General features: G+C 69.5%; 15 protein-coding genes. 7 read left to right on the top strand and 8 right to left on the bottom strand.

Annotated elements, in window-relative coordinates; all coding sequences use genetic code 11:
• Window positions 1-8 precede the first annotated feature (8 nt).
• Window positions 9-83: a 50S ribosomal protein bL37 gene (locus E4P42_RS27675; protein ID WP_011728008.1), complete on the top strand. Its 75-nt coding sequence runs from the start codon at window positions 9-11 to the stop codon at window positions 81-83.
• A 30-nt stretch (window positions 84-113) separates the two neighbouring features.
• Here the strand turns inward: E4P42_RS27675 and rsrA are convergent, their stop codons facing one another.
• Together rsrA and E4P42_RS11450 are read right to left on the bottom strand one after the other, a co-directional pair.
• The gene (rsrA, locus tag E4P42_RS11455; RefSeq protein ID WP_135126180.1) at window positions 114-407 is read right to left on the bottom strand and encodes a mycothiol system anti-sigma-R factor; all 294 of its coding nucleotides are present in this window, start codon (window positions 405-407) and stop codon (window positions 114-116) included.
• A complete protein-coding gene (locus tag E4P42_RS11450) occupies window positions 404-1,030 on the bottom strand; it encodes a sigma-70 family RNA polymerase sigma factor (protein ID WP_167759460.1) in 627 nt (208 codons plus the stop codon). The genes rsrA and E4P42_RS11450 overlap by 4 nt, the downstream gene beginning before the upstream one ends.
• Before the next feature lie 242 nt (window positions 1,031-1,272).
• On the opposite strand from E4P42_RS11450, the gene E4P42_RS11445 reads away from it, so the two are divergent.
• Window positions 1,273-1,764 (top strand): aminoacyl-tRNA deacylase, encoded by a 492-nt coding sequence (locus E4P42_RS11445; RefSeq protein ID WP_135126178.1) that lies wholly within the window; start codon window positions 1,273-1,275, stop codon window positions 1,762-1,764.
• 10 nt (window positions 1,765-1,774) lie between these two features.
• The gene (locus E4P42_RS11440) at window positions 1,775-2,629 is read left to right on the top strand and encodes an NAD(P)-dependent oxidoreductase (RefSeq protein WP_135126177.1); all 855 of its coding nucleotides are present in this window, start codon (window positions 1,775-1,777) and stop codon (window positions 2,627-2,629) included.
• On the opposite strand, the gene E4P42_RS11435 is transcribed toward E4P42_RS11440, so the two are convergent.
• Together E4P42_RS11435 and E4P42_RS11430 are read right to left on the bottom strand one after the other, a co-directional pair.
• Entirely contained in the window at window positions 2,614-4,131 is a 1,518-nt protein-coding gene (locus tag E4P42_RS11435; RefSeq protein WP_135126176.1) for a class I SAM-dependent methyltransferase, read from the bottom strand. The two genes, E4P42_RS11440 and E4P42_RS11435, sit on opposite strands and share 16 nt — an antisense overlap.
• Entirely contained in the window at window positions 4,128-4,898 is a 771-nt protein-coding gene (locus E4P42_RS11430; protein ID WP_167759454.1) for an SOS response-associated peptidase, read from the bottom strand. The genes E4P42_RS11435 and E4P42_RS11430 overlap by 4 nt, the downstream gene beginning before the upstream one ends.
• 70 nt (window positions 4,899-4,968) lie before the next feature.
• Between E4P42_RS11430 and aroA the strand changes: the two genes are divergently transcribed.
• The 4 genes from aroA to E4P42_RS11410 all read left to right on the top strand — a co-directional run bounded on the left by aroA (window position 4,969) and on the right by E4P42_RS11410 (window position 8,837).
• Window positions 4,969-6,279 carry a 3-phosphoshikimate 1-carboxyvinyltransferase gene (gene aroA, locus E4P42_RS11425; RefSeq protein ID WP_135126175.1) on the top strand — a complete coding sequence of 437 codons (1,311 nt, stop codon included), beginning with the start codon at window positions 4,969-4,971 and terminating at the stop codon, window positions 6,277-6,279.
• The gene (gene rsgA / locus E4P42_RS11420; RefSeq protein WP_135126174.1) at window positions 6,276-7,256 is read left to right on the top strand and encodes a ribosome small subunit-dependent GTPase A; all 981 of its coding nucleotides are present in this window, start codon (window positions 6,276-6,278) and stop codon (window positions 7,254-7,256) included. The genes aroA and rsgA overlap by 4 nt, the downstream gene beginning before the upstream one ends.
• Window positions 7,253-7,903 (top strand): class I SAM-dependent methyltransferase, encoded by a 651-nt coding sequence (locus E4P42_RS11415; protein WP_135126173.1) that lies wholly within the window; start codon window positions 7,253-7,255, stop codon window positions 7,901-7,903. Before rsgA ends, E4P42_RS11415 begins: the two co-directional genes overlap by 4 nt.
• An 85-nt stretch (window positions 7,904-7,988) precedes the next feature.
• Complete coding sequence (locus tag E4P42_RS11410) at window positions 7,989-8,837, top strand: aldo/keto reductase (RefSeq protein WP_135126172.1); 849 nt, start codon at window positions 7,989-7,991, stop codon at window positions 8,835-8,837.
• Between the two features lie 81 nt (window positions 8,838-8,918).
• Here E4P42_RS11410 and E4P42_RS11405 read toward each other — a convergent pair whose 3' ends face one another.
• The 4 genes from E4P42_RS11405 to E4P42_RS11390 all read right to left on the bottom strand — a co-directional run bounded on the left by E4P42_RS11405 (window position 8,919) and on the right by E4P42_RS11390 (window position 13,647).
• Window positions 8,919-10,154 (bottom strand): fatty acid desaturase, encoded by a 1,236-nt coding sequence (locus tag E4P42_RS11405; RefSeq protein ID WP_135126171.1) that lies wholly within the window; start codon window positions 10,152-10,154, stop codon window positions 8,919-8,921.
• A 69-nt stretch (window positions 10,155-10,223) separates the two neighbouring features.
• Window positions 10,224-11,354, bottom strand: coding sequence for a ferredoxin reductase (locus E4P42_RS11400; protein WP_135126170.1), 1,131 nt, complete (start codon window positions 11,352-11,354; stop codon window positions 10,224-10,226).
• Window positions 11,355-11,393: 39 nt separating this feature from the next.
• Window positions 11,394-11,894, bottom strand: a complete 501-nt coding sequence (locus tag E4P42_RS11395; protein ID WP_135126169.1) for a hypothetical protein — start codon at window positions 11,892-11,894, stop codon at window positions 11,394-11,396.
• Between the two features lie 13 nt (window positions 11,895-11,907).
• Entirely contained in the window at window positions 11,908-13,647 is a 1,740-nt protein-coding gene (locus E4P42_RS11390) for a BCCT family transporter (protein WP_135126168.1), read from the bottom strand.
• Window positions 13,648-13,685: the final 38 nt, after the last annotated feature.

Raw genomic sequence — 13,685 nt, 5'->3', positions numbered from 1 at the left:
GGAATCCCATGGCCAAGCGTGGCCGTAAGAAGCGTGACCGCAAGCACTCGAAGGCCAACCACGGCAAGCGGCCCAACGCCTGAGTAGTGTCCGGGGCCGCCGCGCCGGCGGTCCTACCCCCGGATGATCGTGGTGCGGCTGATCTCGATGCGCAGCCGCTCACGCAACCGATCCGGCGCCTTCTCACCGCTGCACTTGGTGGCGATCAGCCGCTTCACGCGCTCCTCGACCCCGTAGTGGCGCAGGCATGCGGGGCATTCCTCGAGGTGATGCTTGAGCTTGTCCCGCGTCTCGGGGGTGCATTCCCCGTCGAGCAGCGTCCAGACCTCCGCGATCACGGCCGCGCACTCCGGATGTTCCGGGTCGACCGGTCCGACCGGCGGGGTCCACCTCTCTTCGTCGCTCACGACGACACCTCCTCGGGCATTTCACCGCGAATGAACCCACGGTCTCGGGCGACATCTGCCAGTAGCTCGCGCAGTTGCTTGCGGCCACGGTGCAGCCGGGACATGACAGTCCCGATCGGCGTATCCATGATCTCGGCGATCTCCTTGTACGGGAATCCCTCGACGTCGGCGTAGTAGACCGCCATCCGGAATTCCTCCGGCAGAGCCTGCAGCGCAGCCTTGATCTCGGTGTCGGGCAACGCCTCGAGCGCCTCGACCTCGGCCGAGCGCAGCCCCGTCGAGGAGTGCTCGGCGTTGGACGCCAGCTGCCAGTCGGTGATCTCGTCGGTCGGGTACTCCGACGGCTGCCGCTGCTTCTTGCGGTAGCTGTTGATGTAGGTGTTGGTCAGGATCCGGTACAGCCACGCCTTGAGGTTGGTGCCCTCCCGGAACGACCGGAAGCCCGCGTAGGCCTTCACCATCGTTTCCTGCAACAGGTCTTCGGCGTCGGCCGGATTGCGCGTCATGCGCAGCGCACCACCGTAGAGCTGGTCGAGCAGTGGAATCGCGTCGCGTTCGAAGCGCGCGGTGAGCTCGGCGTCGGTCTCGTCCCGCTGGGTCGCCGAGTCGTCGATGTCGGTCATCGTGGTCGACACCGTCCCTTCTGTAGCGGCGCCGCCGAACAGTCCAGGTACGTCCACGGGACGTTCAAGGCAGGCCGTTGGCACTGGGGGTTCCCCTTCCGCTCGATCCTAGAGGCTGTGGCCGACACGATCCCGGCAGCGTGTCCACACCACCGGAGTCGTCACTGACAACAGCACCGGAGCGCGGGGTTGTTCCCGCCCACCGGCGTCTCTCGCGCCCACCGCTTCCTAAGCTTGAGCGCATGGCGCGTGCGGCAACACCGGCGATCGCGGCACTCGTCGCCGCCGGCGTCGAGCACGAGGTGCTCGCCTACCAGCACGATCCGCGCGCCGGGTCCTACGGCGAGGAGGCCGTGCACGAACTCGCCGACCGCGCCGGCGTCGTCGCCGATCAAGTGTTCAAGACGCTGGTCATCGCGCTGCCTGCCGGGCTGGCGGTGGCGGTGCTGCCCGTGCCGGCCAAGCTGTCGCTGAAGGCCGCGGCCACCGCGCTCGGCGCCGCGAAGGCGGTAATGGCCGATCGCGCCGCCGCCGAACGGTCGACCGGTTACGTCCTCGGCGGGATTTCCCCACTCGGGCAGCGCAAACGCCTGCCCACGGTGGTCGACGCCTCGGCCCAGCGATGGGAGCGGGTGCTGTGCAGCGCCGGGAAGCGGGGACTCGAGATCGCCGTTGCCCCCGCAGACCTGATCCGGCTCGCCGATGCGGTGACCGCCGAGATCAGGGCCACCTAGGCTGGCCCCCATGGCAGACACACCCCTGTCCGGGAAGACCATGTTCATCTCAGGCGCCAGCCGCGGAATCGGGTTGGCCATCGCCAAACGCGTCGCCGCCGACGGCGCGAACATCGCGCTGGTGGCCAAGACCGCCGAACCGCATCCCAAGCTGCCCGGCACGATCTACACCGCGGCCGAGGAGATCGAGGCGGCCGGCGGTCAGGCGCTGCCGATCGTCGGCGACATCCGCGACGGCGACTCGGTGACCGCCGCGGTGGCCAAGACCGTCGAACAGTTCGGCGGGATCGACATGTGCGTCAACAACGCCTCGGCGATCAACCTCGGGTCCATCGAGGACGTCCCGCTCAAACGCTTCGACCTGATGAACGGCATCCAGGTACGCGGCACCTACGCCGTCACCCAGGCCTGCCTGCCGCACATGAAGGGCCGCGAGAACCCGCACGTGCTGACGCTGTCGCCGCCCATCCTGCTCGAGTCCCAGTGGCTGCGGCCCACGCCGTACATGATGGCCAAATTCGGAATGACGTTGTGCGCGTTGGGCGTCGCCGAGGAGATGCGGGAGGCCGGCATCGCGTCGAACACGCTGTGGCCGCGCACGATGGTCGCGACCGCCGCGGTGCAGAACCTGCTCGGTGGGGACGAGTCGATGGCGCGCTCACGCAAACCGGAGGTGTACTCGGACGCCGCGTACGCCGTGCTGACCAAACCGTCGACCTACACCGGCCACACGCTGCTGTGCGAGGACGTGCTGTTGGAGTCCGGTGTCACGGACCTGTCGGTGTACGACTGCGTTCCGGGTTCCGACCTCGGGGTGGACTTCTGGGTCGACTCGGCCAACCCGCCGGGCTACTCGGCCTCGTAGAGGATTCCGCGACCGATCGCCTCGCGCACCACCGGCAGTGCCGCGGTGGCCAACGCATCGGCGTCCACGCCGTGGTGCGCGGCCAGCAACGCGATCAGCGCACCGAGCGGCGCCTCACCGCGACAACCCGCCAACAGCGCGCGCGACACCTCGTCGACACCGAGCACCGCGCCCGGGCCACCGGGGCGGCGCACCGCCGCACCCACGGTCTGCCAGCCGTCCGGACCGGGCAGCGACTGTTCCTCGAGGAACACCGGCGCCGTCGACAGGCGGGTGGCCAGCAGTTGTTCGTCGGAGGTGTCGTGCAGGTACTCCCGGCGGGCGAAGAACGCGTCCACCTCGGGGCCGGTCAGCGCCTCGTCGGCGCCGGTGATCTCCTCGAGCACCTGCTCGGGCGGCCGGCACTCGCCCGGCCGCGGCGCGCGCAACACGATCATGCCCATCCCGACCCCGGCGATGCCCTCGTCGGCGAACCAGTCCAGCCACTGACCGCCGCGCACCGCGGCCTCCTGCGGCGGCTCCCCCGCATCCGAGGTCCACAGCGACACATAGTTGACCGGGTCGGCGTACTCGCGTTGCACCACCCAGGCGTGCACGCCGGTGCCGGCCAGCCAGCCCCGGACACGCGTCCGCCAGTCCTCGCCCTCGCGGACGATCCAGTTGGCCATGATCTGCGCCGTACCACCGGGTGCCAGGTGTGCACCGACCTGTTCGATCAGGCTCTGGGACAACGCATCCCCGGCCATGCCGGAATCCCGGTAGATGTAGTCGCGGGCGCCGGCGCCCACCACGAACGGCGGATTGGACACGATCAGGTCGAACCGTTCACCGGCGACCGGTTCGAACAGGCTGCCGCCGCGCAGATCCCACGACATGCCGTTGAGCCGTGCGGTCGCCCCGGCCAGCGCGAGCGCCCGCTCGTTGACGTCGGTGGCCACGATCTGTGCGCAGTGGGCATCGAGGTGCAGCGCCTGAATGCCGCAGCCGGTGCCGAGGTCGAGCGCCCGCTCGACCGGGCTGCGGACCACCGCGCGGGCCAGCGACACCGAGGCGCCGCCGATGCCCAGCACGTGGTCGTGGCGCACCGGGCCGGACCGCAGCGCCGCATCCTGATCCGACACCACCAGGAAGTCGCGGGCCCCGTCGCTGTGCGGGCGGATGTCCAGTGCGGCGCGGACGGTGCCGTCGGGACGCTTCTCGAGCACCCCGTTGGCCACCAGCGCGTCGAGCCCCGCGCCGGGCATCGCACGGGTGGCCCGCTCGGCCGCTTCGTCGGCGCCGAGCAGGAACAGCCGGATCAGCACGGCCAGGCGCTCCCGTTCCGGCGCCGCCCGGTCGGTGGCCCGCAGCGCCGCCCACCACAGTCCCCGGCTGAACGCGGCGTCGGCGTCGGCGCCCAACAGGCCGACCACCCCGTCGGTGGTGTAACCCGCCGAGCGCAGATCGGCGCCGAGCGCGTCGACGACAAGGCCGGAGTGCAGTGGGCCGACCGGATCGCTCACAGCAGCGTGGCCTGTTCGGGCTCCGGCTCGGCGGGGGAGATGAGCTCGGGCCCGTTGTTGCGGATGCTGTTGACCAGCCGGGACACCTCGCGCACCTCGATGCGGTCGAGGTCGCCGTGCCCGCGCAGCAGCCCCTCGTCGATCGGTGCGTCCGGGTCCAGCCAGCGATCCCAGTCGTCACGGCTGATGGTCAGCGGCATGCGGTCGTGGATGTCGGCGAGCGGCCCCGCGGCGTCGGTGGTGATGATCGTGCAGCTCACCAACGGCGGCGCGTCCTTAGGCGCCTCCTTCGGCCGCCACGTGGTCCACAGACCGGCCATGAACAGCGGCTCCCCGTCGGCGCCGTACATGTAGAACGGGGTCTTGGCGGCCTTCTTGCCCGACGTGCCCGACGGGTTGGGCCGCCACTCGTACCAGCCGTCCATCGGCACCAGGCAGCGCTTCTTGGCCGCGGAACTGCGGAACGCCGGGGAGGTGGTGACCTTCTCGGCGCGCGCGTTGATCAGCAACGGGCCCTTGCTGTCCGGGCTGCCGTCCTCGGTGCTCTTGACCCACGGCGGGATCAGGCCCCAGCGCATGGACCGCAGCCGGCGCGTCGCGTCGTCGTCGGGTTCGCTGTGCCGGGTGACCAGGGTGGTGATGGTGGTGGTCGGAGCGACGTTGTAGTTCGGGCCGCCCTCGTTCGGCGCGACGGTGGTCTCGTCGATCGCCTTGATCTTCTCGGCCAGCAGGGCCGGATCGGTGGTCACCGCGAAACGTCCGCACATAACCCCGATAGTGGCACGCCGAACCGACAGGGGCGTTGGTCGCGCACATCGGACAGGGCAGGATGGGTCCGTGAGCAATTGGCCGGCCCCCTCGACGCCGTCCCCGGTGCACGCCACGGTGACGGTGCCGGGCTCGAAATCGCAGACCAACCGTGCGCTGCTGCTGGCCGCGCTGGCCACCCCGCAGGGTGTCTCGACCGTTCGTGGCGCGTTGCGCAGTCGCGACACCGACCTGATGATCGGGGCGTTGCGCACACTCGGTGTGCAGGTCGACTGCATCGACGCCAAGGACACCGAATTGCGGGTCAGCGGCGGCATCGCCCCGGCCGCCGGCGCCCGGGTCGATTGCGGGCTGGCCGGCACGGTGCTGCGGTTCGTCCCGCCGCTGGCCGCGCTGGGCACCGAGACCGTCGCCTTCGACGGCGACGAGCAGGCCCGGGTCCGGCCGATCGCGCCGCTGCTGACGGGACTGCGCGCGCTGGGCGTCGACGTGCAGGGCGACGGGCTGCCGTTCACGGTGCGGGGCGCCGGCGGCGTGGCCGGCGGCACCGTCGAGATCGACGCGTCGGCCTCATCGCAGTTCGTCTCGGGGCTGATGCTCTCGGGCGCGGCGTTCCGCGACGGCTTGACCGTCGTGCACACCGGTGGATCCGTGCCCTCGGCGCCGCACGTGGCGATGACCGTGGCCATGCTGCGCGACGCCGGCGTCGGGGTCGACGACGGCACCCCCAAGCGGTGGACCGTGCGGCCCGGCCCGATCCAGACCCGCGACTGGATGATCGAACCGGACCTGTCCAATGCGGTGCCGTTCCTGGCCGCGGCCGTGGTCAGCGGCGGCGCGGTGCGGGTGACCGGGTGGCCGGCGTCGAGCACCCAACCCGCCGACGCCATCCTCGGCATCCTCGAGACGCTGGGCGCGGAGGTGCGCCAGGCCGACACCTACCTCGAGGTGCAGGGCCGCCTGCCCTACGACGGGATCGACGCCGACCTGCACGACGTCGGGGAACTGGCTCCGGCGGTCGCCGCGCTGGCCGCGCTGGCCGCCCCGGGAGCGGTGTCACGTCTGCGCGGGATCGCGCATCTGCGCGGGCATGAGACCGACCGGCTCGCCGCGCTGCGCACCGAACTCACCGGCCTGGGCGGACAGTGTGAGGAGACCGAGGACGGTCTGGTGATCACCGCGACACCGCTGCACGGCGGCACGTGGCACTCGTACGCCGACCACCGGATGGCGATGGCCGGGGCCATCGTCGGGGTGCGCACCCCCGGGGTCGAGATCGAGAACATCGCCACCACGGCCAAGACGCTGCCGGAGTTCCCGCAGCTGTGGTCGGGCATGCTGGCCGGGCAGACCGCCGTCGAGCCCGAGGCAGGCGCTTGAGCCCTCGCCAGTACGACGAGTCCGACGTCCGGGTGCGGCCGGGTCGGGGCTCACGGCCGCGGACCAAGACCCGCCCGGACCACGCCGACGCCCGGGCCGCGATGGTGGTCACGGTCGACCGCGGCCGGTGGGGCTGCGCGCTCGACGGCGATCCGGACCATCTGGTGACCGCGATGAGGGCGCGCGAACTCGGCCGCACCCCGATCGTCGTCGGCGACGACGTCGACGTGGTCGGCGACCTTTCCGGACGTCCCGACACCCTGGCCCGCATCGTGCGACGCGGCGAGCGGCGAACGGTGTTGCGCCGCACCGCCGATGACACCGACCCGACCGAGCGGGTGGTGGTGGCCAACGCCGATCAGCTGTTGATCGTCGTGGCGCTGGCCGATCCGCCACCGCGCACCGGATTCGTCGAACGAGCCCTCATCGCCGCGTACGCGGGCGGGCTGCACCCGATCCTCTGCCTGACCAAGAGTGACCTGGCCCCCGCCCAACCGTTCGCCGAACAGTTCGCCGGCCTGGACCTGACCGTCACCACTGCCGGCCGAGAGGAGTCCATCGACGCTGTGGTGCCATTGCTGGACGGCAACGTCACGGTGCTGCTGGGCCATTCCGGGGTCGGCAAGTCGACGCTGGTGAATCGCATTGTGCCCGAGGCGAATCGGGCCATCGGTGAGGTCAGCGGGGTCGGGAAGGGCAGGCACACCTCGACGCAGTCCGTCGCCCTGCCGCTGGCCGGCGACGGCTGGGTCATCGACACACCGGGCGTGCGCTCGTTCGGGCTGGCGCACATCGAACCCGAGGATGTGCTGCTGGCGTTCTCCGACCTCGCCGAGGCCATCGACGACTGCCCGCGCGGCTGCGGGCACATGGGACCGCCCGCCGACCCGGAATGCGCGCTCGACGGCCTGCACGGAGCGGCCGCCGACCGGGTGGCCGCCGCACGCCGCCTGCTGGCCGCGCTCAAAGAGGCATGAGCGCAGACTTTCTCGCGCGGACCCGCGCCGGGTACGACGCGACCGCGGCGCTGTACGCGCAGCACTTTCATGACTATCTGGGCGACAAGCCGTTCGAACTCGCGATGCTCGGCGCGTTCGCCGCGCTGGTGGGCACCGGGCAGGACGTCCTCGACGTGGGCTGCGGCACCGGGGCGACGACGGCGATCCTGTCCCGGCACGGCTGCGACGTCGTGGGTGTCGACCTGTCCGACGGGATGGTTCGCGAGGCGCGGCGCCGCAATCCCGGTCTCGACTTCCGCACCGGTTCGATGACCGCGCTCGACTTCGGCGACGCCGGCTTCGCCGGTGTCTGCGCGTGGTACTCGACCATCCACATCCCCGACGATGCGCTGCCCGGGGTGTTCGCCGAGTTCCACCGCGTGCTCCGCCCGGGTGGTCACCTGCTGCTGGCGTTCCAGGTGGGCGACCGTCCGCGCGAGCTCACCGACGCCTGGGGGCACCCCGTGGCGCTCACGTATCACCGCCGCCGGCCCGCCGAGGTCCTCGTGGGGCTCGGCCGCCACGGATTCCGCGAGGTGGCCCGGCTGCAGCGCGAACCCGACGGCGATACCGCATCCGGCGTCGAGGCGATTCCGCAGGCCTTCCTCGTGGTCCGGAAGGCGTGACGAACCGCTCGACACGTGGGGTGTGCGCCGCCGCCGCAGCGGGCACACCCTCCCCCGGGGCCACGATCGAAAAGGAGGCTCGACCTTGAGCAACGTTCCCAATATCGGCCTGAACGACGGCAACCGGATCCCGCAGCTCGGCTTCGGGGTGTACCAGATCGACCCGGATCAGACCGCCGACGCGGTGAAGACGGCGCTGGACATCGGCTACCGCCACATCGACACCGCCGAGATGTATCAGAATGAGCGCGGCGTCGGCGAGGGCATCCGCAACTCCGGGCTGGACCGCGCCGAGGTGTTCGTCACCAGCAAGCTCAACAACGGATACCACCGGCCCGACGACGCCCGGCGCGCGTTCGACACCACGCTGAGCGAACTGGGCTTCGAGTACGTCGACCTGTTCCTCATCCACTGGCCGTTGCCGACGCTCTACGACGGCGACTTCGTGTCCACCTGGCAGGTCCTCGAGGAGTTCAAGAAGGACGGCCGCGCCCGCAGCATCGGCGTGTCGAACTTCCAGGTCGACCACCTCGAACGGCTGGCCCGCGAGACCGATACCGTCCCGGCGGTCAACCAGATCGAGGTGCACCCGTACTTCACCAACGACACGGTCCGCGAGTACGGCCGCAGCCACGACATCGCCACCGAGGCGTGGTCGCCGATCGCCCAGGGCCAGGTGCTCGACGACCCGGTGATCACCGGCATCGCCGAGCGGACGGGAAAGACCCCGGCTCAAGTGGTGCTGCGGTGGCACATCCAGCGCGGCGACATCGTGTTCCCGAAGTCGGTGACGCCGCAGCGGATCGAGGAGAACTTCGCGCTGTTCGACTTCGAACTCGGCAGCGACGATGTCGACGCGCTGTCCGGCCTGGACAAGGGTGAGGACGGCCGCACCGGCGCCCATCCGGACACCTTCGACTACATCCCCGACTGACGATCCCTAAAACGCCGAAACTGCGGGGAGATGAGCGATCCGTCAAGAATCGCGCTCTCCCCGCAGTCTCGGGTGAGGTGACTAGGCCGCCCGGGCGGCGGCCTTCTTCTGCCGCCGCTTGGCGCGCACCGCGGCGATCGACGACTTGAGGCCCCGCCGTTGCGTGGGCTCGAGTTCGGCGAACATCCGCTCGCTGCGCGTCTCCGGCGCATCGTCGGCCGTGTTCCGCAGGTACTTGTCGGGCAGCGACAGTTTGGCGATGGTCCGCCACGCCTTGCCGTACTGCACCAGGAACGACCCGGTGGTGTAGGGCAGGTCGTACTTGTCGCAGAGCGCTCGCACCCGTGTCGAGATCTCGTAGAGCCGATTGCTCGGGATGTCGGGGTACAGGTGGTGCTCGATCTGGTGGCACAGGTTGCCACTCATGAATCGCAGCACCGGACCGTTCTCGAAGTTGGCGCTGCCGAGCATCTGCCGCAGGTACCACTGCCCCTTCGACTCGCCGGCCATGTCGGTCTTGGTGAACTTCTCGGCCCCGTCGGGGAAGTGGCCACAGAAGATCACGGCGTTCGCCCAGACGTTGCGGATGACGTTGGCCACCGCGTTGGCCTTGAGCGTCGACATGTAGGTCGCGCCCGGGGACAGCGACGTCACGGCCGGGTAGGCCACGTAGTCCTTGAAGAGCTGCGCACCGGCCTTGGCGGCGAACTCGCGGGCCCGGACCTTGCTGTCGTCGCGGTTGTCACGGCCCTTGAAGATCTTGCCGAGCTCCACGTGCTGCAGGCCGACGCCCCACTCGAAACCGATCGCGAGAATCGTGTTGTACAGCAGATTTCCGAGATTGAACGGCTTCCACTTCGCGTCGCGGGTGACGCGGATGAGGCCGTAGCCCACATCGTCGTCCATGCCCAGGATGTTGGTGTACTTGTGGTGCATGAAGTTGTGGGTGAACCGCCAGTGCTTGGAGGAACCGCCCATGTCCCACTCCCACGACGACGAGTGGATCTCCGGATCGTTCATCCAGTCCCACTGGCCGTGCATGACGTTGTGGCCGATCTCCATGTTCTCGATGATCTTGGCCACGCCGAGGGTCGCGGTGCCGGCCCACCAGGCCGACCGGCGTGAGCTGGCAGCCAGCATGAGCCGGGCGGCCACCTCGATTGCTCGTTGTGCCGCAATGGTGCGGCGGATGTAGCGCGCGTCGCGCTCACCGAGGGAGTCTTCGATGTCCTGCCTGATCGAGTCGAGCTCGTTGCCCAGGCTCTCGATGTCGGCGTCGGTGAGATGTGCGAATTCAGGTACGTCTGTGATTGCCATCTGTGGCGCCTCCTTCCTCTACCTACGCTAGCGTAACCTACGACGCCGTAGGTTACTAGCCAGTAAATGTCACACGTCGAGGACGCAGTCGCCTGACGCAGCCGTCACACAGGTCTGTACCCGGGTGCCCGGCTCGTACTCGTCGCCGGTGCGCAGGTCTCGGACGTGACCCTCGACCAACCCGACCACGCAGGACTGGCAGATTCCCATCCGGCAGCCGAACGGCATCCGCACGCCGGCCTGCTCGCCGGCGTCCATCAGCGGCGTGGCCGCGTCCACCTCGAGCGTCTTGCCGCTGCGGGCGAACTGCACCGTGCCGCCCTGCCCGTGCGCCGCGGCCTTGGTCACCGCGAAGCGCTCCAGATGCAGCCGATCGGCCAGCCCGGCCCCGGCCCACACCTTCTCGGCCCTGTCGAGCATGCCCTCGGGTCCGCACGCCCATGTCTGACGTTCCCGCCAGTCCGCGACGACGTCGTCGAGCCGGGTCAGATCCAGCCGGCCCTGGGTGCGCGTGGTGCGCACCTGCAGCGCGTATCCCGGATGGTCACGCTGCAACGCGGCGAGTTCGGCGCCGAACATCACGTCGGCGTCGGTGGGCGCGGAGTGCACGTGCACGATGTCGGTGATCTGGTCGCGCCGCACCAGCGTCCGCAACATCGACATCACCGGGGTGATGCCGGAGCCGCCGGTGAGGAACAGCACCGACGCCGGCGCCGGATCGGGCATCACGAAGTTGCCCTGCGGTGCGGCCAGGCGCACGACCGTGCCGGGCGCCACCCCGCCGACCAGATGCGTCGAGAGGAACCCCTCGGGCATGGCCTTGACGGTGATCGTGATCGTGCGGCCACCGGTCACCGGGCTGGAGGTCAGCGAGTACGACCGCCACCGCCACCGGCCGTTGATGAGCAGACCGATGCCGATGTACTGACCGGGCTGATAGTCGAACGAGAAGCCCCATCCGGGCTTGATGACCAGGGTCGCGGAGTCCTCGGTCTCCTGCCGCACCTCGAGCACGCGGCCGCGCAGTTCACGGGCCGACCACAGCGGATTGGCCAGTTGCAGGTAGTCGTCGGGAAGCAGCGGCGTGGTGATCTTCGCCGCGACCGCGCGGATCGCGTTCAGCGCGGGGTGCCTGGCGGTCACTTTGGGGCGCACGGTGTCGGCGACATTGGCCGAGACCTTGATCTGACTCTTGGCCATGAACCTACGGTACCGTAACTTACGGTGCCGTATCCAGTCTTAGAGCAGCTCGAGCAGGAACGGCAGCTCTTGCGGGGCGTACCACGCCAGGTCGTGGTCCTGCGCATCGCCGACGGTGAGTTCGGCGTCCTCATCGCCCAGATCGGCCATGTCGACGACGTCGACGGCCAGCCGCACCGCACCTTCCGCATCGGCGTTGTCGACGTAGGCGGCGATCACCTCGGACAGCGCCACCGGACCGGTCAGCCGCACCACGGCGACGTCCAGATCGGGCCGGGCCGCCGCGCCGTCGACGTCGGCGACCAGCACCGCGCGCCGGGGCGGCAGCCCGGCCACCCCGTCGTCCGCGGCCAACAGCCGCAGTGAAGCCAGCGCGGCATCGCGCAACGCCACCTCGGCGAGCTCGTCGTCGTCACCCTCGGCGTAGGACTCGCGCAGCGTCGGCGTGACCGCGAACGCGGTCCCGTTGACCGGCCGCAGGGACTGATCGGCGACGAACTGCTGCAGCATCGCCAGCGTCATCGGGATGTACACGCGCATCCCGCGAGACTAGCTACTTGGCCTCCGGATCCTTCTCCACCGAGATGATGAAGTCGTCACCGTGCTCCATCACACCGTGGATCACGGCGCCCTCGACGGCGTCCTCCGCGTACTTCTTACGCACCATCAGCGGGTCGTGCCGCAGGTCCTTGACCAACGCGACCGACAGCCCGACCATCACGAGCACGAACGGCACCGCGGCCAGGATCGTGATGGTCTGCAGCCCGGTCAGCGCATCCTCGCCGCCGACCAGCAGCATGACCGCCGCCACCGCACCGGTCGTGACACCCCAGAAGATCACCACGGGTCGGGTCGGCTTGATCGTGCCCCGCTCCGACAGCGACCCCATGACGATCGACGCGGCGTCGGCCCCGGACACGAAGAAGATGGCCACCAGCACCATCACCAGGATGCTGGCGATGGTGGCGATCGGGTACTGGTCGAGCAGCCCGAACAGCTGCTCCTCGTTGCTGCCCTGGCCGGCCAGGTCGACCCCGCCGTCCTGAGCCCTGATCGCCGCCCCGCCGAAGACGCAGAACCACACCAGCGACACGAGGCTGGGCACCAGAAGGACGCCGGCGACGAACTGACGGATGGTGCGGCCGCGGGAGATCCGCGCGATGAACATGCCGACGAACGGGGTCCACGAGATCCACCATGCCCAGTAGAAGATCGTCCAGGACTGCAGCCAGGTGTCGACGGCGGCACCCTCGGCCCCGGTGCGCGCCGACATCATCGCCAGGTCGGCGAAGTAGCTGCCCATCGAGGTCGGCAGCAAGTTGAGGATGAACACCGTCGGACCGACGACGAAGACGAACACCGCGAGCACCAGCGCCAGCACCATGTTGATGTTCGACAGCCACTGGATGCCGCGGGCGACACCGGACACCGCCGACAGCACGAACGCGACCGTGAGCACCGTGATGATGAGGATCAGCACCATGTTGCCGGTGGGCCCGATCCCGCTGACGATCTCCAGACCGCTGCGGATCTGCAGCGCGCCGAGTCCCAGGGAGGCCGCCGAGCCGAACAGGGTGGCAAAGATCGCCAGCATGTCGATGACCTTGCCCCAGGGTCCGTTGGCGCGCGCCCCGATCAACGGTTCGAACGCCGCACTGATCAGCTGCAGGCGGCCTTTGCGGTAGACGCCGTAGGCGATGGCGAGGCCGACGACGGCGTAGATGGCCCACGGGTGCAGGGTCCAGTGGAACAGCGTGGTCGCCAGGGCGGTCTGCACAGCCTCCGGGTTGCCCGCCTCACCGGTGCCCGGCGGCGGGGTGGCGAAGTGCGACAAGGGTTCCGCGACGCCGAAGAACATCAGGCCGATCCCCATACCGGCGCTGAACATCATCGCCACCCACGACACACTGCGGAATTCGGGTTCCTCGTCGTCGCGACCCAGGGGGATGGTGCCGAAGCGGCTCAGCGCCAGCCACACCACGAAGACCACGAAGCCGCTGGCGGTCAGCACGAACAGCCAGCCGGTCGAGTTCATCACCCACGCCAGCGCGTTGCCGGAGGCGGTGGCCAGCGACTCGGTACTGACGAAACCCCACGCCAGGAAGCCCAGGGCGATCACCGCGGTGACGCCGAAGACCACCCAGTCGACACCGCGGTAGCCGGTGTACGCCTCCTCTTCCACGGGGACGTCGAGCACCGGGTGCGGAATCGCGACATCGGTGGGCGACTTGAGCGCCTTGTCGGTCGCTCGCCGCGCTTTTCCGTCTTCTCGCTTCTCTTCGCTGAGCGTCATGGTTTGACCATGAGACTCCTCCGGCGGCCGGTGAGTCA

It is taken from the genome of Mycobacterium sp. PS03-16 (assembly GCF_004570325.1).
Classification (GTDB): domain Bacteria; phylum Actinomycetota; class Actinomycetes; order Mycobacteriales; family Mycobacteriaceae; genus Mycobacterium.
Note: the sequence above shows the minus strand (reverse complement) of the source record. Positions and strands in the feature narration are given on the sequence as shown.